Raw genomic sequence first — 24,449 nt, forward strand, 5'->3', positions numbered from 1 at the left:
GTGCCGCCCGCCTCAGGCAGCGCTGCCCGAAGGCGCGCTTTCAGTGGCAGCTGGCTTGGCGGCAGCGATCTTCTTCTTGCCAGGCGCAATCATCATGATCATCTGGCGGCCTTCCAGCTTGGGAAACTGCTCGATGATGATGGAGTCGGCCAGCTCATCGCGAATGCGGTTGAGCAGTGCCAGACCCAGCTCCTGGTGCGTGATTTCGCGGCCGCGAAAACGCAGCGTGATCTTGCACTTGTCACCCTCCGCCAGAAAGCGGCGGATGTTGCGCATCTTGATGTTGTAGTCGCCATCGTCCGTACCCGGACGGAATTTGACTTCCTTGATCTCGATGACCGTCTGCTTGGCCTTGGCTTCAGCAGCGCGCTTTTGTTCCTGGTACTTGAACTTGCCGTAGTCCATCAGGCGGCACACCGGCGGATTCGCTGTGGCAGCGATTTCCACCAGATCCACATCCAGCTCGCCCGCCATACGCAGGGCTTCCATGAGGCTGACCACGCCCAAAGGCTCATTCTCTGGCCCGGACAGACGGACTTCCGGGGCCATGATTTCACGGTTCAGGCGGTGCTTGCGCTCTTCACGGTGGCGACGATCACGAAATTCAGTAGCGATGGCTATCTTCCTTCAATCAAAATACTACAAAAAATGTAGCTACAACCGCACAGCTGGCGCGCGACAAAGCACGATTTGAATCAAACTCAGGCTTTGGTGGCGATGTCTTGGGCGATCAACTCAGCGAACGCTTCAATGGACATCACGCCGAGGTCACGATTACCCCGGGCGCGCACTGCGACGGCTCCTGCAGCCTTTTCCTTGTCGCCCGCGACGAGGATGTACGGCAGCTTTTGCAACGAATGCTCCCGTATTTTATACGTAATCTTCTCGTTGCGCAGATCTACCGCCACCCTAAGGTCTTGATTCGGCAGTGCTTTTTCAAGCTTTGCGGCAATTTCGCGACAGTAATCGGCCTGTGCGTCGGTGATATTGAGCACCGCCACCTGCACCGGAGCCAGCCACACGGGGAAGGCGCCAGCGTAGTGCTCGATCAGCATGCCGATGAAACGCTCCATGCTGCCCACGGTGGCGCGGTGCAGCATCAGCGGGCGCTTGCGAGTGCCGTCCTCGGCCACGTATTCGGCGTCCAGGCGCTCGGGCAGGTTCGGGTCGATCTGCATCGTGCCGCATTGCCACTGGCGGCCCAGCGCGTCTTTCAGCGTGTACTCGATCTTGGGGCCGTAGAAGGCGCCCTCGCCCTCGGCGATCTCGAACTCGCAGCCCGAGTGGCGCAGGCCGTCCATCAGCGCCTTCTCGGCGCGGTCCCACGATTCGTCGGTGCCGATGCGCGCGGCCGGCCGCGTGGCCACCTTGTAGATGATGTTGGTGAAGCCGAAGTCCTTGTAGACCTTCTGCACCAGCGCCGTGTAGTTGGCGCACTCTTCCAGCACCTGCTCTTCGGTACAGAAGATGTGGCCGTCGTCCTGCGTGAAGCCGCGCACGCGCATGATGCCGTGCAGGCCGCCGGTGGGCTCGTTGCGGTGGCAGGCACCGAATTCGCCGTACCGCAGCGGCAGGTCGCGGTAGCTCTTGATGCCCTGCTTGTAGATCAGGATGTGGCCGGGGCAGTTCATCGGCTTGAGCGCGTACTCGCGCTTTTCCGACTCGGTGGTGAACATGTTCTCGTGGTACTTGTCCCAGTGGCCGGTCTTCTCCCACAGCTGCTTGTCCAGGATCTGCGGGCCCTTGACCTCCTGGTAGCCGTTGTTGCGGTACACGCGGCGCATGTACTGCTCCACCTCCTGCCACAGGGCCCAGCCCTTGGGGTGCCAGAACACGGTGCCGGGCGAGTGCTCGTCCATGTGGAACAGGTCGAGCTCGCGGCCCAGCTTGCGGTGGTCGCGCTTTTCGGCCTCTTCCAGCATGGTGAGATACTGCTGCAACTCGTCCTTCGTCGCCCAGGCCGTGCCGTAGATGCGCTGCAGCATCTCGTTGCGGTGGTCGCCGCGCCAGTAGGCACCGGCCACCTTCATCAGCTTGAAGAATTTGAGCTTGCCGGTGCTGGGCACGTGGGGGCCGCGGCACAGGTCTTCGAACGCGCCTTCGCGGTACAGGCTCACATCCTCGTTGCTGGGGATGCTGGCGATGATCTCGGCCTTGTAGTTCTCGCCCAGACCCTTGAAATACGCCACCGCCTCATCGCGCGGCAGCACGCGGCGCGACACGGGCTCGTCCTTGGCGGCCAGCTCGGTCATGCGCTTTTCGATGGCGACCAGGTCTTCAGGCGTGAAGGGGCGCTTGTACGCAAAGTCGTAGAAGAAGCCGTTCTCGATCACCGGGCCGATGGTGACCTGGGCTTCCGGGAACAGATCCTTGACGGCGTAGGCCAGCAAGTGGGCGGTGGAGTGGCGGATTACGTCCAGGCCATCGGCATCCTTGGCCGTCACGATGGACAGCGGGCTGTCGGCCGTGATCTGGTAGCTGGTGTCCACGACCTTGAAGCCTTCACCACCTTCGGCGGGGATCTTGCCGGCCAGGGCCGCCTTGGCCAGGCCGGTGCCGATCGAGGCGGCCACTTCAGCGACCGTGACCGGGCCGGGAAACTCGCGCTGCGAACCATCGGGAAGGGTGATGTGAATCATGGGACGACTGCTCTTTCTTTGGAATCAGTACGAAAAGGTATGAGGGTGGGTGCGGGCACGCGCCAGGCCCAAAAACAAAAAAGCGCGGAACAGGTCCGCGCTTTTGGAGGGGTGTGCAATCTCGTGCAGGCGCGAACAGCCAGCCTTAACGGCCGGTCGACATCTCCGATGTAGTTCGCGGTGTCATAACCAGATTGCCTTTCTCGCTCTTGTGCAGTGAATTTGCCCACATTTTAACCCCGACCCAAGCAAAAAAGCCCGAAGCGGGTGCTTCGGGCTTTACAGACTGTCGGGTTTTGATGGGTTTTGCGCCACACCGAGGCGGCGCAAAACCTCTCCATCCGCCCGCTGATCAGTGGAACTGCTCTTCTTCGGTCGAACCCGTCAGGGCCTTCACGCTGGACGAGCCGCCCTGGATCACCGTGGTCACGTCGTCGAAGTAGCCTGCGCCCACTTCCTGCTGGTGCGACACGAAGGTGTAGCCCTTGTCGCGTGCGGCAAATTCTGGCTCTTGCACCATGTTCACGTAGTGCTTCATGCCTTCGCCGTTGGCGTAAGCGTGGGCGAACTGGAAGGTGTTGAACCAGTTGATGTGGATGCCGGCCAGCGTGATGAACTGGTACTTGTAGCCCAGTGCCGACAGGTCTTCCTGGAACGACGCGATCTGGCTGTCGTTGAGGTTCTTCTTCCAGTTGAACGATGGCGAGCAGTTGTACGACAGCAGCTTGCCGGGGCAGGCGGCGTGCACGGCCTGGGCAAATTCACGGGCGAAGCCGATGTCTGGCACGCCGGTTTCGCACCACACCAAGTCGGCGTAGGGGGCGTAGGCCACGCCGCGGCTGATGGCTTGCTCCAGGCCGTTCTTCACGCGGTAGAAGCCTTCTTGCGTGCGCTCGCCGGTCAGGAAGGGCTTGTCGTTGGCGTCGTGGTCGGACGTGATCAGGTTGGCGGCTTCTGCGTCGGTGCGGGCCAGCACGATGGTGGACACGCCCATCACGTCAGCGGCAAAACGTGCGGAGATCAGCTTTTCGCAGGCTTCCTGCGTGGGCACCAGCACCTTGCCACCCATGTGGCCGCACTTCTTGACGGCGGCCAGCTGGTCTTCGAAGTGAACGCCTGCAGCGCCCGACTGGATCATGTTCTTCATGAGTTCGAAGGCGTTCAGCACGCCGCCGAAACCGGCTTCCGCGTCGGCCACGATGGGCAGGAAGTAGTCGATGAATTCCTTGTCGCCGGGGTTGATGCCGCGGCCCCACTGGATTTCGTCAGCGCGCTTGAAGGTGTTGTTGATGCGGCGGACCATGGTGGGCACCGAGTCGTAGGCGTACAGCGACTGGTCGGGATACATGGTCTCGGACGTGTTGCCGTCAGCGGCCACTTGCCAGCCCGACAGGTACACGGCTTCCAGGCCTGCCTTGGCCTGCTGCATGGCCTGGCCGGCGGAGATAGCGCCGAACGCGTTCACGTAGCCCTTCTTGGCGCCGCCGTTGATCTTGTCCCACAGCTTTTCAGCGCCGCGCTTGGCCAGCGTGTGCTCGATGGGCAGCGAGCCGCGCAGACGCACCACGTCGGCAGCGGAGTAGCCGCGCTTCACACCCTTCCAGCGGGGGTTCTGGGCCCAGTCTTTTTCCAGGGCGGCAATTTGCTGTTCGCGGCTCAGTTGTTCGTTGAGGGATTGGGGCATGGGGATCACTCCGAAGGTTGGTTGAAAACGCCGGGCTGCTGGTGCCGCCCTTGGAGACAACTTTAAGTCTTCTATAAGACTTGAGCAAGCTCTTATGTCTTATACAAGAGATAAATTTTTTCCTTGCAAAACAACAGCTTAAACACGCAATTTCTCAATACAGAAATTGATTTCTCATATCGAGAAAAATTGCGGCAATGCAACATCTATCGCGTTTTGCCATGTGGAATCAAAATTCCGTATCGCAAAATTACATGGCCTGGATCGACTGATCGTAGCGATGCCGTGTGCCAGCCGTCGCATCACCCTGCGCTCACCCCCTCCGTACTCCTCTCCTTTGCGCGCCCAGACGGTCACAAGAACTTCACCCAATCCCCTTCCGGAACGCGCGCGGCCGACAGCACGTAGCGGGGGTTGATCTCGTACACCAGGCAGGGCAACGGCTCACCATTCACTTCGACGTCGATCTCGCGCTTGATGTACTCGTCCGTGGGGTTCTCACCCAGCGACTCGATCTCGTCCAGCACGTCTTCGAGCGCGGGCTCGATGGCGTAGACCTCGCCGTACACCCATTCGGCCCCACCGAGCGTGACGCCCGGGTAGGCGCCCAGGTGGTACAGGATGCCGGCAATGCGCCCCCGCCCCACGAACAAGGGCGGCGGCTCCAGGCGCGTGATGTCGTTGCTGCAGCCCTGGCGCAGGGTGCCGTACACAAAAACCCAGCGGGACGGCGGAAGGGGGCTGGTTTCGTCGGGCATGATGCGCACTCATTTTTTGTTGAACAGCCCGCAGTTTAGTGACCACTCCCAGCCGCCCCTTCGCCTACCTGTGCCTGGCCCTGAGCATGGCGCTGGTGGGCAGCTACGTGGCGCTGTCCAAACCGCTGGCTGCGGTGCTGCCGGTGTTTCTGCTGGCCTGGATGCGGTTCGGCATCGGCGGCGTCGCCATGGTGCATTGGCTGCGCAAGCCGGCCAACGAGCCCCCGCTCGCCCCACAAACCAAGCGCCTGTTGTTCCTGGAATCGTTTCTGGGCAACGTGATGTTCACGATCTGCATGCTGTATGGGGTGACGCTGACCGATGCGATCTCTGCCGGCGTGACGCTGGCGGCCATTCCGGCCGCTGTGGCCGTGATGGGCTGGGCGTTTTTGAAAGAGCGCGTGGCGCCGCGCACCTGGGCGGCGGTGGTGTGTGCGGTGTTCGGCATTGCGCTGTTCGCGCTATCAAAACCAGAGCTGACAGCGCACGCTGGGCAAGCGGTAGACGGCAAAAACAGCCACAACCTGGTGTGGCTGGGCCAGTTGCTGTTGGTGGGCGCTGTGCTGTGCGAGGCGGCATACACCGTCATCGGCAAGAAGCTCACGGGCAGCCTGGGGCCCAAGCGCATCACCTCGCTCATCAACCTGTGGGGCTTTGTGCTGACCACACCGGCAGGCCTGTACGTGGCGCTGGGCTTTGACTTCGGGGCCGTCGGCTGGACCACCTGGGCGCTGCTGGTGTTCTATGCGCTGGCTGCGTGCATGTGGACGGTGTGGCTGTGGATGACCGGGCTCAAGGCCGTGCCCGCAGCGCAAGGCGGCGTGTTCTCGGTGCTGCTGCCGTTGAGCGCCGCCCTGGTGGGCGTGCTGGCGCTGGGCGAATCGCTCACGGGTCTGCAGCTGTTCGCTTTCGTGATTGCGCTGGCCAGCGTGCTGCTGGCCACCCTGCCCTCGCGGGCGGCCTTGCGGCTGGGCCGCCGCGGCTGACGCGGCCAGGGGGTCGGCGGGTCGGTCGGCCAGCCGGTAAGGGGGTCAGGCGTGCAGGGCCGTGGCGCTGACGACGATGCCGTCGGCATCGGCATACAGCCAGTCGCCCGGGCGCACCCACACGCCCTGCACCTGCACCGGCACGTCACGCTGGCCCTCCCCGCGCCGCTCGGTGGGCAGCGGGATGAGCGCCAGCGCGCGGATGCCCACGGCCGCTGCGTTCAGCTCGGCGACATCGCGCACGCAGCCGTCCACCACCAGCCCGGCCCAGCCGTTGCGCGCCGCAGCCGCCGCCAGGTTGCCGCCCACCAGCGCGCGGCGCAGCGAGCCGCCGCCGTCGACCACCAGCACCCGCCCTTCGCCCGGCGATTCGACAGCGGCCTTGACCTGGGTGTTGTCCTCGTGGCATTTGACGGTGCTCACCGGCCCGCTGAAATGCGCCACGCCGCCGAAGGCCTGGAACGCAGGCGGGAGCACCCGAAAGGCGCCGCTGGTGTCGGCTTTGTGGACGTCGCAGAAATCGCAGGTGCTGAAGGCGGCGGCAGAAGCTGTCGTCATGGGCAGAGACCTTTCATGTCGTTGAAGGGGTTGAGACGGGGTTGGGCGCTGGCTGGAAGCCTGCCGCCGGCAGCGCGGCGGCCTGGCCTGCGCACGGGTGGCCATTGTTGCGCAGCCAACGCTGGAGGGGGCTCGCGGGTGGCCAAAGAATGCGCTTCCAAGCGCACCCGACGCCACCCGAAATGTCAGCCGCGGGCCGCCCAAAATGCGCGCTGCACACCCTGCGGGACCAGAAAAGGCGGGCCAAAGCACCGACTTTGAAGCCGCCAGAGGGCACCACAGCTACAAATCGAGGCAAAAAAAGCGGTTTCTCCCTTGGAAACGCGTTTTTTTCCCAGTAGCATCGGCCTGCCAGTGGGACAGCCTTGCTTTCGCTGGTGAAGATTGACGTCCAACTAGGAAAACCCAACATGGCAACTGCAAAAAAAGCTCCGGCAAAAACAGCCCCTGCGGCCAAGAAGGCTCCCGCCACCAAGACCGCCGCCCCCGCCAAGAAGCGCACGCCCAACGCAGCCTTCATGAAGGCCCTCACGCCCAGCCCCGCGCTGGCTGCCGTGGTCGGCTCGGCACCGCTGCCACGCACGGAGATCATCAGCAAGCTGTGGGTCTACATCAAGGCCAACAACCTGCAGGACGCCACCAACAAGCGCAACATCAACGCCGACGCCAAGCTCAAGGAGCTGTTCGGCAAGCCCCAGGTGTCGATGTTCGAACTGGCTGGCCTGATCGGCAAGCACGTCAAGTAAGAAGCGCTCCGCGCCCTGAGAAAAAGCCGGCCCTGCCGGCTTTTTTTCGTTGGGACCCCGCCAAAGTGTGGCGTGCAGACGTCAATGCAAATGAGAATGACCCTCATTCGATGTAACATAAAGATGCACGACGAAGCATGACTTTGTGAAGTTTTTCTCACAAGCGTCATTGCATCCGACTCGCTTGCGGCGCACATCGGGCGCCGACCTGCACATCCCCCATCGACGGAGTCCATCTTGGCTAAATCACGCGCTCAGCGCCGCAGCACCGCGCTGCGTCAAACCGCATCCCCTGTTTCCGCCCCCGCCGGCGCATCTTCCGATTTGGCGCTGCTGCCCCTGGGCGCCCTGATGCTGGCCGCCTCCATGGGCGCCATGGCCCAGTCCGGCACACCGGAAGCCACGATGTCCACCGTGACGGTGCAGGAAGCGGCCGAAGTGCAAGGCAAGGACACCCTGCTGCTCAAGAAGACCACCGTCGGCAAGGGCAACCAGGACATCAAGGACATCCCCCAGTCCGTGACGGTGTTCACCGAAAAGCTGATGAACGACCGCAACCAGGACGACTTCCGCGAGGTGCTGCGCACCACGGCGGGCGTGACCTTCCAGTCGGGCGAAACGGGCGAAGAGGACGTGCGCATGCGCGGCTTCTCGCTGGGCCTGGCCGGTGACATCTATGTGGACGGCATGAAGGACGCTCCGCTGATCGAGCGCGACACGTTCAACAACGACCGCATCGAAGTGCTCAAGGGCTCGGCCTCCATGCTGTTCGGCAAGGGCTCGACCGGCGGCATCGTCAACCAGGTCAACAAGTACCCGCTGCTGATCGACCAGCACGAAGCCAGCTACACCTTCGGCACCGGCCAGTTCCACCGCGCCACGGGCGACTTCAACTGGAAGACCGGCGAGAACGCGGCCTTCCGCCTGAACGCCATGGTGCAGGAGTACGACAACTACGGCGCCAAGCAGGACAAGCGCGGCATTGCGCCCACCTTCGCCTGGGGCATCGGCACGCGCGACGAGTTCTCGATCGGGCTGTACTACCTCGAATCCAAGGGCCGCCCGCTCTACAACCACCCCTGGCGCGTGGTCGACGGCAAGATCAACACGCCGCTCGAAGCCCGCAACTACTACGGCCTGGCCAGCGACCACAACAACACCTCGTCGCAGTACATCACGCTGGGCCACATCCACCGTTTCGACGACAACGGCGAGCTGACCACCCGCCTGCGCTACGGCCAGTACGAGCGCGACCTGCTGGCCAGCACCATCGGCTTTCAGAACGGCAACATCACGCTGGGCCAGATCAACGGCAACACCGTGCTGACCCGTGGCTCCAAGGGCCGCCTGGGCGAGAGCGATGTCCTGCAGGTGCAGAGCGACTACAACAACACCTTCAACTGGGGCGGCCGCAAGCACACGGTGCTGGCCGGCGTCGACTACTACGACGACGATGCCAAGCGCAACCAGAACTACGCCAACACCACGCCGCGCCCCAACACCACCGTGGGCTCGCCCAATGACGGCGCCTGGGTGGCCGACGGCCGCGCCCCGGTGCAGTGGAACACCTTCACCTCGCGCAACCTGGGCCTGTACTTCCAGGACACCGTCGCGATCAACGACACCCTGAAGCTGGTGGGCGGCCTGCGCTACGACAACTTCAAGGCTTCGTACAAGAACGCCACCGGCGCGCTGAGCAACTCCCGCTCCGACAGCCTGGTCAGCCCCCGCGTGGGCCTGCTGTTCCAGCCCACCGAGCTGACCTCGTACTACGTGTCGTACGGCACTTCGTACAACACCTCGGGCGACACCTACCAGTTCGGCAACCCCGGCACGACCACGGCGCGCACGGCCAACACCGACCCCGAAAAGAGCCGCAACTTCGAGATCGGCAGCAAGTTCGAGCTGTTCGAGCGCCGTGCCCTGCTGGGTGTGGCCGCCTTCTACAGCCAGAAGTACAACGAGCGCAACACCGACCCCGACACCGCAGCCCAGCAAGAGCTGCTGTCCGGCAAGCGCCACGCCACTGGCATGGAATTCAACCTGGCCGGCCGCCTGACCCCCCAGTGGGAACTGTTCGCCAACCACACCTGGATCCCCTCGGCCAAGATCGACCACAGCAATGTGGTGGTGCCCGCCAACGGCGGTGGCGCCCAGGCGCAGGGCGACCGCCCCGGCCTCACGCCCAAGCACAGCGGCAGCGTGTGGACGACCTACGCCGTCACTTCCAAGATCCGCGTGGGCGCGGGCGTGACCTACCGCGGCAAGCAAAACCCCGAAGGCTCGCGTGCCGTGTACGCCAGCGGCTTCGCGGTGATGGACGCCATGGTCGAGTACGCGTTCGACGACAAGACGACGCTCAAGCTCAACGTCAACAACCTGTTCGACCGCACCTATGCGGACGGCCTGTACCGCGGCTTCTACACGCCGGGCACGGCACGTTCCGTGCAGGTGTCGCTGAAGACGCGCTTCTGACCTTCGATGCGCTGATGCATCGACATGTCGACGTTGATGCGTTGATGTTCTGACGAAACGACTCCGCCCCTTCATTGGGGCGGAGTCACAATCGGACCCCATGTTCCTGCACATCAAAGACGTACTGACGGCCGACGAGGTGGCCCTGTTCCGGCAAACGCTCTGGGCGGCCGACACCCCCTGGGTGGACGGCGCCCGCAGCGCAGGCAGCCAGGCCGTGCACCAGAAAAACAACCAGCAGCTCGCCCAGGGCAGCGAGCTGTCGGCCCAGCTGCAGGGCATCGTCAAGGCCGCGCTGGCCCGCAATGCGCTTTTCTTCTCGGCCGCCCTGCCCCGGCGCATCTACAACCCGCTGTTCAACCGCTACGGCGACGGCGCCAACTTCTATGGCCGCCACGTGGACAGCGCCGTCATGCACTCCAAGGCAGACAACGCCTGGGTGCGCAGCGACCTGTCGTGCACGCTGTTCCTCACGCCGCCGGACGAATACGACGGCGGCGAACTGGTCGCCACCGAAGCCTGGGGCGACAAGCGCATCAAGCTGCCGGCCGGCGACATGATCCTGTACCCCAGCAGCACCGTGCACCAGGTGTCGCCGGTCACCCGCGGCCACCGCATCAGCAGCTTCTTCTGGGTCGAGAGCATGGTGCGCGGGCTGGAGCAGCGCCAGCTCTTGTTCGACATGGACATGGCCCTGCTGCGCCTGCGCCAGAGCGTGGGCGAGACCGACCCGTCGGTCATCGCCCTGTCGGGCACGTACCACAACCTGCTGCGCATGTGGGCCGACGTGTGACAGGCGCCTGGCAGACCCGCTACAGCCGCAGGCCTGGCCCCAGGTCTGGCTCCAGGTCTTGCCCCACATCCAGCCCTCGGCGGCCATGCCAACCAATTTGCTCATTTATTGATAGCACCTCGCGCTTGCTGAATGCGCGGCAGGTGCTTTTTTCATTGCCATGACACACGTCCCAGCACGCCAACAGCTCCCTCCCGGCCTCGCCAGCCTGGCCGACCATGAGCAGCAGGCCCGGCAACACCTGGACGACAACGCCTGGGCCTACTTCAGCGGCGGCGCGGCCGACGAGATCAGCCTGCGCAGCAACCGCAGCGCGTGGGACGCACTGCCTCTGTGGCCCCGCGTGCTGCGGCCGCTGGCCGGCGGGCACACCCGCGTTGAGCTGCTGGGCCGCACGCTGGCGCACCCCATCCTGCTGGCACCTGTCGCCTTTCAGCGCCTGGCCCATGCCGACGGCGAAGTGGCGATGGCCTATGCGGCCGCGGCACTGGGCGCCGGCGTGGTGCTGAGCACCCAGGCCAGCATGCCGCTGGAGGCCATCGCCCAGGCGGTGCTGCCCGACCCCGGCCGCGGCCCGCTGTGGTTTCAGCTGTACCTGCAGCCGGACCGCGGCTTCACCCGCGCCCTGGTCCAGCGCGCCGAGGCCGCGGGGTACGAAGCCCTGGTGCTCACGGTGGACGCGCCCACGAGCGGCGCCCGCGACCGGGAGCGCCGGGCGGGCTTTCGCCTGCCGCCGGGCATCGCGCCCGTCAACCTGGCGGGCATGCAGGCGCCGCCCGCCCCCGCCCTCGGCGCCGACCACAGCGCGCTGTTCGACGGACTGCTGCACCACGCCCCCACCTGGGACGACGTGGCGTGGCTGCAGTCCATCACCCGCCTGCCCGTGCTGCTCAAAGGCGTGCTGCACCCGTCCGATGCGCGCCAGGCCGTGGCGGCCGGCGTTGCGGGCGTCATCGTGTCCAACCACGGCGGCCGCACACTGGACACCGCCCCGGCCACGGCCACCGCCCTGCCGCGCGTGGTGCAGGCCGTGGGCGGCGCCGTGCCGGTGCTGGTCGATGGCGGCATCCGGCGCGGCACCGACGTGCTCAAGGCGATGGCGCTGGGGGCGTCCGCCGTGCTGGTGGGGCGCCCGGCCGTCTGGGGGCTGGCCAACGCAGGGGCCACCGGCGTCGCCCACGTGCTTCGGCTGCTGCGCGACGAGCTGGAGATCGCCATGGCCCTGACCGGTTGCGCCACGCTGGCGGACGCCACGCCAGCCTTGCTGACGGCAGACAGCCCCGATTGACGCGCCTTTGCGCCGGTTTCTCCCTCTTGGCAGAAATGGTTTATTGCAAATGCGATAGATTCTTATTTATAATAGCGACACCTTCAACAGCCAGCCACACTGCCTGCCGCCATGATCGTCTGTGTTTGCCGCCGGATATCGGACCGTGAGATCGCCCGCCACGCACGTGCCGGAATGAGCTTTGACGAGATCCAGTTCGAGCTGGGCGTCGCCACCCAATGCGGATGCTGCGAAAGCTGCGCCCGCGATGTGGTCGCGCAGTGCAGTGCGTCGAACCCGGTGGCCGCACTGCACAACGATGCAGCGCCGCAAACGATCCAGCTTGCCAGCTCCATTTTGGAAAGCAAGTCATGGAACTCCTCTCAACGCTCGCTGGCAGTCTGATCCTCGTCGCAGGCTCGGCCTGGTGGATCTTTCGCAAATAACAAAGGTCTTTTAGAGCTCTAGCGCTTGGTACACAAGCGCTAGCAGCTATCATTTTTATGTCTCACCCTGATCGTTTCGCTCCTCCCGGGGGTGTCAGCCGCAACACCGTGATCGTGGGCTCCGTCATTGCACTGCACGTTGCGGGCATCTGGGCCCTGCAATCGGGTCTGCTGCGCCGCGCGGCCGAAGTCATCGTGCCGGCAGAGCTGCTGAGCGAATTCATCGCGCCGCCGGCTCCCCCGAAGGTCACCCCGCCGCCGCCGGCCCCGCCACCACCACCGCGCCCCGCCCCCAAGGTGGCACCGCGCCCGGCGCCCATGCCCGTGGCCATCCCGGACCCCACGCCGGCGCCCAACGCGCCTGTCGGCATCACCACGCCCCAGCCGCCCGCCCCGCCCATCGAAGCCCCGGTAGCCCCCCCGGCGCCGCCCGCCCCGCCAGCGCCGCCGGCCCCGCCCAAGATCGAGCTGCCGTCGAGCGACGCGGCCTACCTGAACAACCCCAAGCCCAGCTACCCCGCCATCAGCAAGCGCATGGGCGAGCAGGGCAAGGTCGTGCTGCGCGTGCTGATCGGCACCGACGGCACGCCGCAGCAGGTGGAAATCAACAAGTCCAGCGGTTTCGACCGGCTGGACAAGCAGGCCCAGGAGGCCGTCATGCGCTGGCGCTTCGTGCCCGGCAAACGCGACGGCGTGCCTACGACCATGTGGAATCTGGTCCCTGTCAACTTCGTGCTCGAATAATCAGTCAATCGGTCAATCGGTCAATCGGTCAATCAACGCTTTAGATCAGCTTCAGGGAGTTTTTCATGGAATCGCAATTCGGCATCGCCAACGTATGGATCCAGGGTGACTTCGTCACCCGCGCGGTCGCCATCATCCTGCTGGCCATGTCGCTGGCCTCGTGGATCGTCATCTTCATCAAGGCCCTGGACATCATCAAGTTCAAGAAGCACACCCGCGCTGCGCAGGACTTCTGGCACAGCGAGGACTTTGCCGCAGGCCTGACCAAGCTGGGCAGCGACAACACCAACCCCTTCCGCCACCTGGCCCTGGAAGGCCGCGAAGCCACCGCCCACCACCGCAACACGAAGGCCCACCTGCACGACAGCCTGGACGTGAGCGACTGGGTCACGCGCTGCCTGCGCAACTGCATCGACGAGTTCACCGCACGCCTGCAGTCGGGCTTGGCCATCCTGGCCTCGGTCGGCTCCACCGCCCCGTTCATTGGCCTGTTCGGCACCGTCTGGGGCATCTACCACGCGCTGGTGGCCATCGGCACGTCGGGCCAGTCCACGATCGACAAGGTGGCCGGCCCCATCGGCGAAGCACTGATCATGACGGCCCTGGGCCTGGCCGTGGCCATCCCTGCCGTGCTGGGCTACAACGCCCTGGTGCGCGGCAACAAGTCCATCCTGGGCGGCCTCAACAGCTTTGCCCACGACCTGCACGCCTACTTCGTGACCGGTGCCCGCGTGAACGCCGGCGGCGAACAGGCCAAGGTCCTGCCCCTCAAGAAAGGCGCGTAAGCCATGGCCTTCGGAACCCAAGACGATGCCGATGACGTGATGAACGAAATCAACATGACGCCCCTGGTGGACGTCATGCTGGTGCTGCTCATCATCTTCATCATCACCGTGCCGGTGATGAAGCACTCGGTCAACGTGGACCTGCCCCGCGCCACCAACCAGCCCGAGGACGTCAAGCCCGAAACCGTGCGCCTGTCGGTGTCGGCCGACGGCAAGTACTTCTGGAACGAAACGCAGGTCACGGAAGAAGAACTCTTCCCCCGCCTGCAGGCCGAAGCTGCCAAACAGCCCCAGCCCGACTTGCACATCCGCGGCGACAAGGAAGTGCGCTACGAACGCGTGGCCCAGGCCATGGCGGCGGCACAGCGGGCGGGTGTGCGCAAGATCGGGTTCGTGACGGATCCGGCGCCTTGATGCGGAGGCTGCGAGTCAGCCTCTCTTACCCTCCCCTGCCACCCGGCCCGCCAGCTGCACGCTTTGCTTGCAGAGGGCGCGCCGGGTATGTTTTTGGGGCTTCGCTTTTGCTTTTGGCTTTCTTCGATGGGGGCTCATCCGCTACAGACTCCAAGCATCCATTGCTCAGCCACGCAGAAAAACCAAACAGATGACCCTATTCAGCATTGCTTTGGAGGAGCTTTCCGGGATGCCGTCGTCTCTTTTGCTGGATTCGGCTATTGATACGATGACGGCCCCCGGCAAGAAGCAGGCATAGCGAATGGAGGTCGATAAAAATGGTGACCCAGGATTTACCGTCTTCGTGGGCAATCACTTCCGGCCATCTGATTGCAAGCAAAAACTACCTTCCGTCTCCACTCCCCAGCGGAGCAGTGGAAATTCTTCGTCAGATGGATGAGTTCCTAAGTCACAACGAACTCGGCTTGGCGCTTCATGAAGCAGAGTCCCTTGGCGAACTCTGTCATTCGCCTCCGGTTTTTTGGGCGGAACTGCGGCTAGCGGCGGAAAACATGGGGTTGAGCTAGGAATCGTCGCGGTTTGCTGCTCGCCTGTAGTCAGGCCTACACCACCCAGCCAGGGAACATGCGCTCCGGGCCCGGAACGACCCGTCGAAGTCCGCGATCGCTCGCAGTTACGGCTGCCCCTCAAACGACGCCGTGCCTTCCGGCAACCCCACCCAGTCATGTCGCCTACATGTCCAGATCTGCCGCTGCGGCGAGCCGAGCTCGTGCCGTTGTTCGATCGTGCCGATCCGCAGTGAATAAGTGGCGGGATCGCTCACAGCGCAGGCATAGAGCGAGCTGCCGCACACCTCGCAGAACGCCAGAGCGCGCTGGTTGCCGCTGGCGGCGGTCTTGATGTAGGTGCGGGGCGTACCCCGGGTCAGCCGAAAACTGGACGCAGGAGCCGCCATGTTCGCCCGGAAGGCAGACCCCGAGTGGCCCTGGCAATCATCGCAATGGCAGACCGTGATGGTGCCCGGCTGCACCTCGGCCTCGTAGGCGATCGCACCGCAGTAGCACGCACCGTCAATCTTCATCATGTTCGGAATCCTTGATCTGAATGACCGCTGTGGTCAGATTCTGCCCGGCGAGCAAAAGAACAAAAAGAAACACTCCAGTCGCTTGACTTGTAATTGCGAATCGTTATCATTAGCAAAACGCAATCAAACGCACCAGGAAAAACCCATGCAAGCCACTTTGACCGCCGCTTCGATCCTGCGCCCCGCTTCTGCCAGCAAGGGGGTCTCGCACGCCGACGGGCAAGCCAGCCAACGCACCGAACTTACCGCAGCTGCGGTCGACAGCAGCTCCCTGCTGCAGGGCCAGAAGGCCGTCGCCATCAGCCACAACGGGTCGGTGTACCGCCTGCAGGCCACCAAGCTCGGCAAGCTGATCCTGACCAAATAAGGCGGCAGTTACAGCCATCACCAACACCCGCCGCAGCCCGCGCCTGACCGGTCTTTGCACCTATAGCGCCGCCAGCGGTACCCAGTTTCATCGTGGGGCGACTCCCGGGCTTTCAACAAGCTCGCAAGGGTCGTTTTTGCCAGCCAACGGGTTCACCCCCGCGTAGCCAGGCTTTTTTTGTACCCCAGGGTTCTTCGCTCGCAACAAAAAAACCGGCCTTGAGCCGGTTTTTTTGTGGGCGACGCCAGCGTCACCCGGTGCATTTCAATAGATTTTACCCGCCAGCGCTTGATGGGCAAGCGCTGGAAGCTATCTATTTGATAGCAAATTCAAAGACCCAGTGCAGCGATGCCGGCACGCGCGACCTGCGCGTCTTCGGTGGACTTCACGCCGCTCACGCCCACCGCGCCCAGGCACTGGCCGTCCTTGAGGATCGGCACACCGCCTTCGAGCAGGCCGTCGATGCCGGGCGCGCTCAGGAACGCGGTGCGGCCACCGTTGACGATGTCTTCATACACCTTGCTCTCGCGGCGGCCCAGGGCGGCCGTGCGGGCCTTGGAGGGGGCGATGTGCGAGGACACGGCCGCGGCACCGTCCAGGCGCTGCAGCCACAGCAGGTGGCCGCCATCATCCACGATGGCGATGGTCACGGCCCAATGGTTCTTCAGGGCTTCGGCTTCGGCAGCGGCGGCAATGGCCTTGACGTCGGCGAGTTCGAGTTCGTGCTTGGTCTTCATGGATGTGTCCGGGTGGAGGAAAAGAAAGAGTCGAAGAAAGGTCGCCCGGACGAACCGCAGGGGCCCGCCGAAGCAGTGAACCATCAAGCATAGCGGCATCGCCAGGGCTGCTCACCCCTATGCAGGGTGAAAGTACCCTTACCAAAAGTAGGTAAGCGGGTGCGGTCATTGCAAGGCCAAAAACCGTCTCCACCTAGAATTTGCAATGTCTGCGCTGTGCAGGCCAACAAGGAGAGACACAAGATGAATGACCATGTCACCACCCTGGGCCACTCTGCGGGCTATGGCATCTCGCAGGAAGACCGCCACCGGGTTCTTCGCAATACCTACTGGCTGCTCGCGCTGAGCATGATCCCCACGGTGCTGGGCGCCTGGGTCGGCGTGGCCACCGGCATCACCCAGTCGCTGCGCGGCGGCGTGGGCCTGATCGTGTTCCTGGGCGGCGCGTTCGCCTTCATGTTCGCGATCGAAAAGACCAAGCGCTCTGCAGCCGGCGTGCCCGTGCTGCTGGCCTTCACGTTCTTCATGGGGCTGATGCTCTCGCGCCTGATCGGCATGGTGCTGGGCTTCAAGAACGGTACCGACCTCATCATGACCGCGTTTGCGGGCACCGCCGGCGTGTTCTTCGTGATGGCCAGCCTGGCCAGCGTGATCAAGCGCGACCTGTCGGGCATGGGCAAGTGGCTGTTCGTGGGCGCCATGGTGCTCATGGTGGGCGGCATCATCAACGTGTTCGTCGGCTCCAGCGTGGGCATGATGGCGATCTCGATGGCGGCCATCGGCATCTTCAGCGCCTACATGCTGTACGACATCAAGCAGATCCTGGACGGCGGCGAGACCAACTACATCAGCGCCACCCTGGCCCTGTACCTGGACGTGTTCAACGTGTTCCAGAGCCTGCTGGCCCTGCTGGGCATCATGGGCGGAGAAAAGGAATAAGCCCCTTGAGCGGATGCGCCGCTTCCCCCAAGGGGGACGCACCCGGTGGCCCGGCGAAGCCGGTTCCACGGTTGCACTGGCCTGGGACCGCGCCAGTTTCTACGGCCGCTTCACAGCGTGCGCCACAAGGCTCCTTCGGGAGCCTTTTTGTTTTTGTTGAGCCCGCACCAAGGTCAAGCCTCAATAGCGGCGCAGTCCTGCCGATAATGCAAGTACATGTATCGCAATCTGCCCTCCACCCCGCTGCGGCTGCTGGCCGTAGCCGCCCTTGCGCTGCTGCTGACTGGCTGCGACAAGATCCCTGGCCTGGGCCCTGATCCGCGCGTGGCGCAGCGCGATGCCGAGGCCAAGGCCATCGGCGGCGCCTGCCGCCACGCCCTGCGCGGCCTGGAGGATTGCTACACGCTCAACCCCAAGGCCGCCAAGGCATCCGTCTTTGCCGGCTGGAAGGACATGGACGCCTACATGCGCGAGAACAAGATCGAAGGCGCGCCGTCGGTGCTGGGCGAGGTGAAGAAGCCCGAGCGCAAGGGCAGTGCCGACATCGAGACCGAGACGCGGGACCCTGCAGCCAGCCGAAGCCGCAGCTGAGCCGCTCGCAGATGAAGGCTCCTTTCAGGAGCCATTTCAAACTAAGACCTGAAGACGCCCAAGGCGGCAACGCCACCAGGGCGTCCATCGGGGCTCCAATCGCGGGCGATCAAGCCCGCTCGAACACCGCCATGCTCTCGACGTGCGCCGTGTGCGGGAACATGTTGACCATGCCCGCCGCAGTGCACTTGTAACCGGCCCTGTGCACCAGCAGGCCCGCATCCCGTGCCAGCGTGGCGGGGTTGCAGCTCACATACACAATGCGCTGCGGCGGGGTCCAGCTCTCGGCCCCGGGCGGCAGCGGGCCTGCACCCTCGGCACCGATGCGGGACTGCTCCAGGTCTGCCAGCGCGGTGGCCAGCGCAAAGGCACCTTCGCGCGGTGGGTCCACCAGCCACTTCTCGGCCGAGCCGTCGGCCACCAGCATTGCGGGCGTCATCTCGAAAAGGTTGCGTGCTACAAAATCAGTAGCTGCCAGCGCTTTACTGCCGCGCGGCAGAGCCTGATTTAATGCATAGTTTTCGCGCGAACGGGCGACCAGCGCCTCGCTGCCCTCGATGCCCAGCACCTCGCGGGCCTGCGTGGCCAGGGGCAGCGTGAAGTTGCCCAGGCCGCAGAACCAGTCGATGACGCGCTCGTGCGGCTGCACATCCAGCAGGCGCAGTGCCCGGCTGACCAGCACCCGGTTGATGTGCGGGTTGACCTGCGTGAAGTCGGTGGGCTTGAAGGGCATGGTGATGCCAAAGTCCGGCAGCGCGTACGACAGCTGTTCGCCGCCCTCGTCGAGCAGCTTCACCGTGTCCGGGCCCTTGGGCTGCAGCCACCATTGCACGCCGTGCTCGGCGGCAAAGGCACGCAGCCGCGCAATGTCGTCGGCGCTCAGCGGCTCCAAGTGCCGCAGCACCAGGGCGGTCACCGTGTCGCCACAGGCCAGCTCGATCTGCGGGCAGGTGTCGCGCGCGTCCATTCCGGCGATCAGCGCACGCAGCGGCATCAGCATCGCATCCACGTGCGGGGGCAGGATCCTGCAGGTCTGCATGTCCGCCACGTAGCGGCTCTTGCGCTCATGAAAGCCCACCAGCACCGTGCCCTTCTTGATCACATGGCGCACGGACAGGCGGGCGCGGTAGCGGTAGCCCCAGGCGGGCCCCTCGATGGGCCGCATGACGGTTTCGGCCTTGACCTTGCCCAGGTGCCAGAGGTTGTCTTCCAGCACGCGCTGCTTGACGGCCACCTGCGCGCCCACGTGAAGGTGCTGCATCTTGCAGCCGCCGCAGGCCCCGGCGTGCAGGCCGAAGTGCGGGCAGCCAGGGCGCACGCGCTGCGACGACTCGCGGTGGATCGCCGTCAGGCTGGCTTGCTCCCAGTTGTTCTTCTTGCGGTGGGTGTTGGCCGTGACCAGCTCGAACGGCAGGGCGCCGTCGATGAAGACGACCTTGCCATCGGGCTTGCGGGCCACGCCCTGGGCGTCCAGGTCCATGGACTGCACCTGCAGCCAGCCGTCGGGCAGGTCTGCGCCGTCTTGTGCGGCGGGTTCAAACGAGGGGGATAGTTCTTTCGGTTCGCTCATCCCCCGATTGTCTCAGGCCCGGGACTGCGCCTGTCCGAGCCGTGACAGGAATACCTCAGCTGCGGTCGGCGCGTGCAGCGCGCATGCCCGGCGCACCGCGCATGGAGGCGGAGGCGAGCGGCAGCTTGTTGATGGTGAGATCGCAATTGTGATTGTCGGGCGTGAACACCAGCGTCGAGTTGGGCGCCACCACCGGCAAGGTCTCGTGGATCTGGCGGGACAAATCGATCGGTGGCTCCGGAGCGCGGTACACGATGTCCTTGTCGGGGCCGTACACCACGTAGCACGACGCCATGGCCGACTGGCTGAAGAATGCAGCCACCAGGGCTGCGGCAGCGTATGGAAGGACCTTCATGTTTCTTCTCCTGAGTCAGACGTATTTACCGGTCATTATGCTGGCTTTGCCCCGCCCAGCCAACGCCGCTGTCGCGTGAAAGCCGCTGCGGGCCAACGGCGCGGCTGTGGTGCCGCAGCGCTTCACGACAGATGGAGAAAGAGGTGGTTGGTGTGCTTGACCTCTTCCATCACGGCGTAGGTGCGCGTCTCGCGCACGCCGGGCAGCTGCCACAGTACGGCCCCGGCGAACACGCGGTACGCATTCATGTCGGCCGAACGGGTCTTGAGCAGGTAGTCGAAGCCACCCGCCACCATGTGGCACTCCATGATCTCGGGGTGCACCTGCACGGCGGCCTTGAACTGGTCGAACACGTTGGGCGTGGTGCGGTCGAGCAGCACCTCCACAAACACCAGCATGCCCGCGCCCAGCCGCAGCGGGTTGAGCCGCGCCTCGTAGCCCAGGATGAAGCCGTCCCGCGTGAGCCGCTGCACACGCGCCAGCACCGCGGTGGGCGATAGGGCTACAGCCTCCGCCAGCTTGAGGTTGGCAATGCGCCCGTCTTCCTGCAGGATCGACAAAATTCTGCGGTCGATACGGTCCAGATCGGTGTCGTTGGTCATTGGCACTAGTGATTAATTCGGTCAATAAACCAATTTTCGACCATTTATTCATCGCGACTCCAGAGATGATCCGTTTCAGTGGGTCTGACAGCCGTCGGGCCCGAACATTTCTCTTCGAGAACCCGCCATGACAACGACCGCCGCCGCCTTTGCCGACTTTGCCCCGCGCACCCCGCTGGCCAACCCGCTGCGCGCCGCCATCACCGCCGCCTGCCGCCGCCCGGAACCCGAAGCCCTGGCACCGCTGCTGGAGCAGGCCCGTGGGCCGCAGGACCTGGCCGCGGCATCGCAACAACTGGCGCTGCGCATCGCAGGCGCCCTGCGCCAGCGCAAGGCCGCCAGCGGCCGCGCGGGCATCGTGCAGGGGCTGCTGCAGGAGTTTTCGCTCTCGTCCCAGGAGGGCGTGGCCCTGATGTGCCTGGCCGAGGCGCTGCTGCGCATCCCCGATGCGGCCACGCGCGATGCACTCATCCGCGACAAGATCAGCAACGGCCAGTGGGAGCCCCACCTGGGCAAGAGCCCTTCGCTGTTCGTCAACGCCGCCACCTGGGGCCTGCTGATCACCGGCAAACTGGTCGCCACGCACAGCGAAGGCAGCCTGGGCGCATCGCTGGGCCGGCTCATCGGCCGGGGCGGCGAGCCGCTGATCCGCAAGGGCGTGGACATGGCCATGCGCATGATGGGCGAGCAGTTCGTCACCGGCGAGACCATTGCCGAGGCGCTGAACAACGCGCGCCGCATGGAGGCCGAGGGCTTTCGTTATTCCTACGACATGCTGGGCGAGGCCGCGCTGACCAGCGCCGATGCCGAGCGCTACTACGCCTCGTACGAGCAGGCCATCCACGCCATCGGCAAGGCATCGGCCGGGCGCGGCATCTACGAAGGCCCCGGCATCTCGATCAAGCTGTCGGCCCTGCACCCGCGCTACAGCCGCGCGCAGTTCGCCCGCGTGATGGACGAGCTCTACCCGCTGGTGCTGCGCCTGACCGAGCTGGCTAAAAGCTACGACATCGGCATCAACATCGACGCCGAAGAGGCCGACCGGCTGGAGATCTCGCTCGACCTGCTCGAGCGCCTGTGCCATGAGCCCAGCCTTGCGGGCTGGAACGGCATCGGCTTCGTGATCCAGGCCTACCAGAAGCGCTGCCCCTACGTCATCGACTTCGTCATCGACCTGGCACGCCGCACCCGCCGCCGCCTCATGGTGCGCCTGGTCAAGGGCGCCTACTGGGACAGCGAGATCAAGCGCGCTCAGATCGACGGTCTGGCCGACTACCCGGTCTACACCCGCAAGGTGCACACCGATGTCTCCTACGTGGCCTGCGCACGCAAGCTGCTGGCCGCGCCCGAGGCCGTGTACCCGCAGTTCGCCACGCACAACGCCGAGACCCTGGCCACCATCTACCACCTGGCGGGCAGCAACTACTACGCGGGGCAGTATGAGTTTCAGTGCCTGCACGGCATGGGCGAGCCGCTGTACGAGCAGGTGGTGGGCGCCGTCAGTGCGGGCAAGCTGGGCCGAGAAACAGGAAAGGCCGGCCTGGGCCGGCCGTGCCGCATCTACGCCCCCGTGGGCACGCACGAGACGTTGCTGGCCTACCTGGTGCGCCGCTTGCTCGAGAACGGTGCCAATACCTCCTTCGTGAATCGCATCGCCGACGAGACCATCGCCCTGGCCGAACTGGTGCGCAGCCCCGTGCAGGTGGTGGACGAAGCCGCCGCTCGTGAGGGCACGGCCGCCCTGCCCCACCCGCGCATTCCGCTACCAGCGGCGCTGTACGGCAACGGCCGCACCAACTCGCAAGGGCTCGACATCGCCAGCGACGCCACGCTGGCGCAGCTCGCCGCCACGCTGCAGGCCAGCGCGCAGCACGATTGGAAGGCCGGCCCGCTGCTCGCTACCGATGCGCCCACCGGCCCGACCATCCCCGTGCGCAACCCCGCCGACCTGCGCGACCTGGTCGGCCAGGTGCAGGAGGCCACGGCCGACGACGTAGACCAGGCCCTGAAGAACGCGCAGCACGCGGCATCCGCCTGGGCCGCCACCGCCCCTGCCGAACGCGCCGCCACCCTGCAGCGCGCCGCCGACCTGCTCGAAGCGCGCCTGCAGCCGCTGATGGGCCTGCTGATGCGCGAGGCCGGCAAGAGCGCCAGCAACGCCATCGCCGAGGTGCGCGAGGCCGTGGACTTTCTCCGCTACTACGCGGCCCAGGTCGACAGCACCTTCGACAACACCACGCACATACCCCTGGGCCCGGTGGCCTGCATCAGCCCCTGGAACTTTCCGCTGGCCATCTTCATGGGCCAGGTGGCCGCGGCGCTGGCCGCGGGCAACCCGGTGCTGGCCAAGCCGGCCGAGCAGACGCCGCTGATCGCGGTCGAGGCCGTGCGCTTGCTGTGGCAGGCCGGCGTGCCGCGCGGCGCGGTGCAGCTGCTGCCCGGCCAGGGCGAGACCGTGGGCGCGGGCTTGATCGGCGACGACCGTGTCATGGGCGTGATGTTCACCGGCTCCACCGAAGTCGCACGCATCCTGCAACGCACCATCGCCGGCAGACTCGATGCCGCCGGCCGCCCCATCCCGCTGATCGCCGAGACGGGTGGTCTGAACGCGATGATCGTGGACTCCTCTGCCCTGGTGGAACAGGTGGTGGCCGACGCTGTGTCTTCGGCCTTTGACAGCGCCGGCCAGCGCTGCTCCGCCCTGCGCGTGCTGTGCGTGCAAGATGACGCCGCCGACCGCGTGGTCGAGATGCTCAAGGGCGCTATGGGCGAGCTGCGCCTGGGCAATCCCGCAGCGCTGGCGGTAGACGTCGGTCCGGTGATCGACGCCGAGGCCCAGGCGGGCATCCACAAGCACATCGATGCCCTGAAGGCCAAGGGCCTCTCCGTGTACCAGCACTGCCGCAGCGATGAAGCCGAGGCCGCGCAGGGCACCTTTGTGCCGCCCACGCTCATCGAGCTGAACAGCATCAGCGAGCTGAAGCGCGAAGTCTTCGGCCCCGTGCTGCACCTGGTGCGCTATGCGCGCCAGGACCTGGACCAGCTGCTCGACCAGATCAACGCCACCGGCTACGGCCTGACCCAGGGCGTTCACACCCGCATCGACGAGACCATCGCCCGCGTGGTGGACCGCGCGCACGCCGGCAACGTGTACGTCAACCGCAACATGGTGGGTGCCGTGGTGGGCGTGCAGCCCTTCGGCGGCGAAGGCCTGTCGGGCACAGGCCCCAAGGCTGGCGGCCCGCTGTACCTGCTGCGCCTGCTGGCCGAGCGCCCGGCCAACGCACTGGCGCAGACCTTCGCCGCCGCCGACCGCACCACCCCGCCCGACACCACCAGCCGGGACAAGTTGCTCACCCCACTGCATGCGCTGGAGCGCTGGGCCCAAACGCAGGGCCACAGCGCGCTCGCCGCCACCTGCCGCCGCTTTGCCGCCGAGACCCAGAGCGGCACGGCGCGCACGCTGCCCGGGCCCACTGGCGAACGCAACGTCTACAGCCTGCTGCCACGTGCCACCGTGCTGTGCATCGCCACCACGCAGGATGAACTGCTGACCCAGCTGGCCGCCGTGCTGGCCAGCGGCGGCGAGGCCGTGTGGAGCGATGCCCACACCGCCCTTCGCACTACACTGCCCGCCGAGGTGCAGGCGCGCATCACCACCGCCGGCAACGCCCTGGCTGACGGCAGCATCGACCTGGCCGCCGTGTTGCACCATGGCAGCCCCGAATCACTGCGCAGCCTCTGTGAGCAAATCGCACGCCGCCCCGGCCCCATCGTTGCCGTCACGGCCCTGCAACCCGGCAGCACCGAGGTGCCGCTGGAACGCCTGGTGACCGAGCGCGCGCTGAGCGTGAACACGGCAGCGGCAGGCGGCAATGCCAGCCTGATGACCATCGGCTGACGGCTGCG

Annotated in this window: 23 protein-coding genes; 13 read left to right on the plus strand and 10 right to left on the minus strand. The window is 65.2% G+C overall.

Going from position 1 to position 24,449, the window contains the following annotated elements; genetic code table 11:
- Positions 1-12: 12 nt before the first annotated feature.
- From infC to ASF16_RS21235, 4 genes are all read right to left on the minus strand, one after another.
- Positions 13-621, minus strand: a complete 609-nt coding sequence (gene infC / locus ASF16_RS21220; RefSeq protein WP_082517082.1) for a translation initiation factor IF-3 — start codon at positions 619-621, stop codon at positions 13-15.
- Positions 622-701: 80 nt separating this feature from the next.
- A complete protein-coding gene (gene thrS / locus ASF16_RS21225; RefSeq protein ID WP_056171943.1) occupies positions 702-2,639 on the minus strand; it encodes a threonine--tRNA ligase in 1,938 nt (645 codons plus the stop codon).
- A gap of 352 nt (positions 2,640-2,991) precedes the next feature.
- Positions 2,992-4,323 (minus strand): isocitrate lyase, encoded by a 1,332-nt coding sequence (gene aceA, locus ASF16_RS21230; protein ID WP_056171944.1) that lies wholly within the window; start codon positions 4,321-4,323, stop codon positions 2,992-2,994.
- A gap of 353 nt (positions 4,324-4,676) precedes the next feature.
- A complete protein-coding gene (locus tag ASF16_RS21235; protein ID WP_056172251.1) occupies positions 4,677-5,081 on the minus strand; it encodes a gamma-glutamylcyclotransferase in 405 nt (134 codons plus the stop codon).
- Positions 5,082-5,119: 38 nt separating this feature from the next.
- On the opposite strand from ASF16_RS21235, the gene ASF16_RS21240 reads away from it, so the two are divergent.
- On the plus strand, positions 5,120-6,067 hold the full coding sequence (locus tag ASF16_RS21240; RefSeq protein WP_156372176.1) for a DMT family transporter: 948 nt from the start codon (positions 5,120-5,122) through the stop codon (positions 6,065-6,067).
- 45 nt (positions 6,068-6,112) lie between these two features.
- Here ASF16_RS21240 and rraA read toward each other — a convergent pair whose 3' ends face one another.
- Complete coding sequence (gene rraA / locus ASF16_RS21245) at positions 6,113-6,625, minus strand: ribonuclease E activity regulator RraA (RefSeq protein ID WP_056171945.1); 513 nt, start codon at positions 6,623-6,625, stop codon at positions 6,113-6,115.
- A 410-nt stretch (positions 6,626-7,035) separates the two neighbouring features.
- Between rraA and ASF16_RS21250 the strand changes: the two genes are divergently transcribed.
- The 8 genes from ASF16_RS21250 to ASF16_RS21285 all read left to right on the plus strand — a co-directional run bounded on the left by ASF16_RS21250 (position 7,036) and on the right by ASF16_RS21285 (position 14,295).
- The gene (locus tag ASF16_RS21250; RefSeq protein WP_056171946.1) at positions 7,036-7,371 is read left to right on the plus strand and encodes an SWIB/MDM2 domain-containing protein; all 336 of its coding nucleotides are present in this window, start codon (positions 7,036-7,038) and stop codon (positions 7,369-7,371) included.
- A 351-nt stretch (positions 7,372-7,722) separates the two neighbouring features.
- Positions 7,723-9,846 (plus strand): TonB-dependent receptor, encoded by a 2,124-nt coding sequence (locus tag ASF16_RS21255; protein ID WP_369817187.1) that lies wholly within the window; start codon positions 7,723-7,725, stop codon positions 9,844-9,846.
- Between the two features lie 100 nt (positions 9,847-9,946).
- Complete coding sequence (locus ASF16_RS21260; RefSeq protein ID WP_056171948.1) at positions 9,947-10,639, plus strand: Fe2+-dependent dioxygenase; 693 nt, start codon at positions 9,947-9,949, stop codon at positions 10,637-10,639.
- A 160-nt stretch (positions 10,640-10,799) separates the two neighbouring features.
- Entirely contained in the window at positions 10,800-11,927 is a 1,128-nt protein-coding gene (locus ASF16_RS21265) for an alpha-hydroxy acid oxidase (RefSeq protein WP_056171949.1), read from the plus strand.
- 111 nt (positions 11,928-12,038) lie between these two features.
- The gene (locus ASF16_RS21270) at positions 12,039-12,311 is read left to right on the plus strand and encodes a bacterioferritin-associated ferredoxin (RefSeq protein ID WP_056171951.1); all 273 of its coding nucleotides are present in this window, start codon (positions 12,039-12,041) and stop codon (positions 12,309-12,311) included.
- A 98-nt stretch (positions 12,312-12,409) separates the two neighbouring features.
- Positions 12,410-13,096 carry an energy transducer TonB gene (locus ASF16_RS21275; RefSeq protein ID WP_056171953.1) on the plus strand — a complete coding sequence of 229 codons (687 nt, stop codon included), beginning with the start codon at positions 12,410-12,412 and terminating at the stop codon, positions 13,094-13,096.
- A gap of 65 nt (positions 13,097-13,161) precedes the next feature.
- Positions 13,162-13,881: a MotA/TolQ/ExbB proton channel family protein gene (locus ASF16_RS21280; RefSeq protein WP_056171955.1), complete on the plus strand. Its 720-nt coding sequence runs from the start codon at positions 13,162-13,164 to the stop codon at positions 13,879-13,881.
- 3 nt (positions 13,882-13,884) lie between these two features.
- Positions 13,885-14,295 (plus strand): biopolymer transporter ExbD, encoded by a 411-nt coding sequence (locus tag ASF16_RS21285; RefSeq protein ID WP_056171957.1) that lies wholly within the window; start codon positions 13,885-13,887, stop codon positions 14,293-14,295.
- A gap of 673 nt (positions 14,296-14,968) precedes the next feature.
- Here ASF16_RS21285 and ASF16_RS21290 read toward each other — a convergent pair.
- Positions 14,969-15,379 (minus strand): GFA family protein, encoded by a 411-nt coding sequence (locus ASF16_RS21290; RefSeq protein WP_235507470.1) that lies wholly within the window; start codon positions 15,377-15,379, stop codon positions 14,969-14,971.
- Positions 15,380-15,524: 145 nt separating this feature from the next.
- Here ASF16_RS21290 and hemP point away from each other — a divergent pair, with 145 nt between their 5' ends.
- Positions 15,525-15,746 carry a hemin uptake protein HemP gene (gene hemP / locus ASF16_RS21295; RefSeq protein ID WP_056171959.1) on the plus strand — a complete coding sequence of 74 codons (222 nt, stop codon included), beginning with the start codon at positions 15,525-15,527 and terminating at the stop codon, positions 15,744-15,746.
- A gap of 329 nt (positions 15,747-16,075) precedes the next feature.
- On the opposite strand, the gene ASF16_RS21300 is transcribed toward hemP, so the two are convergent.
- Positions 16,076-16,483 (minus strand): heme-binding protein, encoded by a 408-nt coding sequence (locus ASF16_RS21300; protein WP_056171961.1) that lies wholly within the window; start codon positions 16,481-16,483, stop codon positions 16,076-16,078.
- 243 nt (positions 16,484-16,726) lie between these two features.
- On the opposite strand from ASF16_RS21300, the gene ASF16_RS21305 reads away from it, so the two are divergent.
- On the plus strand, positions 16,727-17,422 hold the full coding sequence (locus tag ASF16_RS21305; protein ID WP_056172257.1) for a Bax inhibitor-1/YccA family protein: 696 nt from the start codon (positions 16,727-16,729) through the stop codon (positions 17,420-17,422).
- Between the two features lie 216 nt (positions 17,423-17,638).
- Positions 17,639-18,013 (plus strand): hypothetical protein, encoded by a 375-nt coding sequence (locus ASF16_RS21310; RefSeq protein ID WP_056171962.1) that lies wholly within the window; start codon positions 17,639-17,641, stop codon positions 18,011-18,013.
- Between the two features lie 109 nt (positions 18,014-18,122).
- Here ASF16_RS21310 and rlmD read toward each other — a convergent pair whose 3' ends face one another.
- The 3 genes from rlmD to ASF16_RS21325 form a co-directional block, all read right to left on the minus strand.
- The gene (gene rlmD, locus ASF16_RS21315) at positions 18,123-19,583 is read right to left on the minus strand and encodes a 23S rRNA (uracil(1939)-C(5))-methyltransferase RlmD (protein ID WP_056171964.1); all 1,461 of its coding nucleotides are present in this window, start codon (positions 19,581-19,583) and stop codon (positions 18,123-18,125) included.
- Positions 19,584-19,638: 55 nt separating this feature from the next.
- A complete protein-coding gene (locus tag ASF16_RS21320; protein ID WP_056171966.1) occupies positions 19,639-19,938 on the minus strand; it encodes a hypothetical protein in 300 nt (99 codons plus the stop codon).
- A 122-nt stretch (positions 19,939-20,060) separates the two neighbouring features.
- Positions 20,061-20,540, minus strand: coding sequence for an Lrp/AsnC ligand binding domain-containing protein (locus ASF16_RS21325; RefSeq protein WP_056171968.1), 480 nt, complete (start codon positions 20,538-20,540; stop codon positions 20,061-20,063).
- Positions 20,541-20,667: 127 nt separating this feature from the next.
- Between ASF16_RS21325 and putA the strand changes: the two genes are divergently transcribed.
- Positions 20,668-24,441 (plus strand): trifunctional transcriptional regulator/proline dehydrogenase/L-glutamate gamma-semialdehyde dehydrogenase, encoded by a 3,774-nt coding sequence (putA, locus tag ASF16_RS21330; protein WP_056171970.1) that lies wholly within the window; start codon positions 20,668-20,670, stop codon positions 24,439-24,441.
- Positions 24,442-24,449 lie beyond the last annotated feature (8 nt).

Origin of the sequence: Acidovorax sp. Leaf78 (genome assembly GCF_001422735.1) — a bacterium.
Taxonomy (GTDB): domain Bacteria; phylum Pseudomonadota; class Gammaproteobacteria; order Burkholderiales; family Burkholderiaceae_C; genus Acidovorax.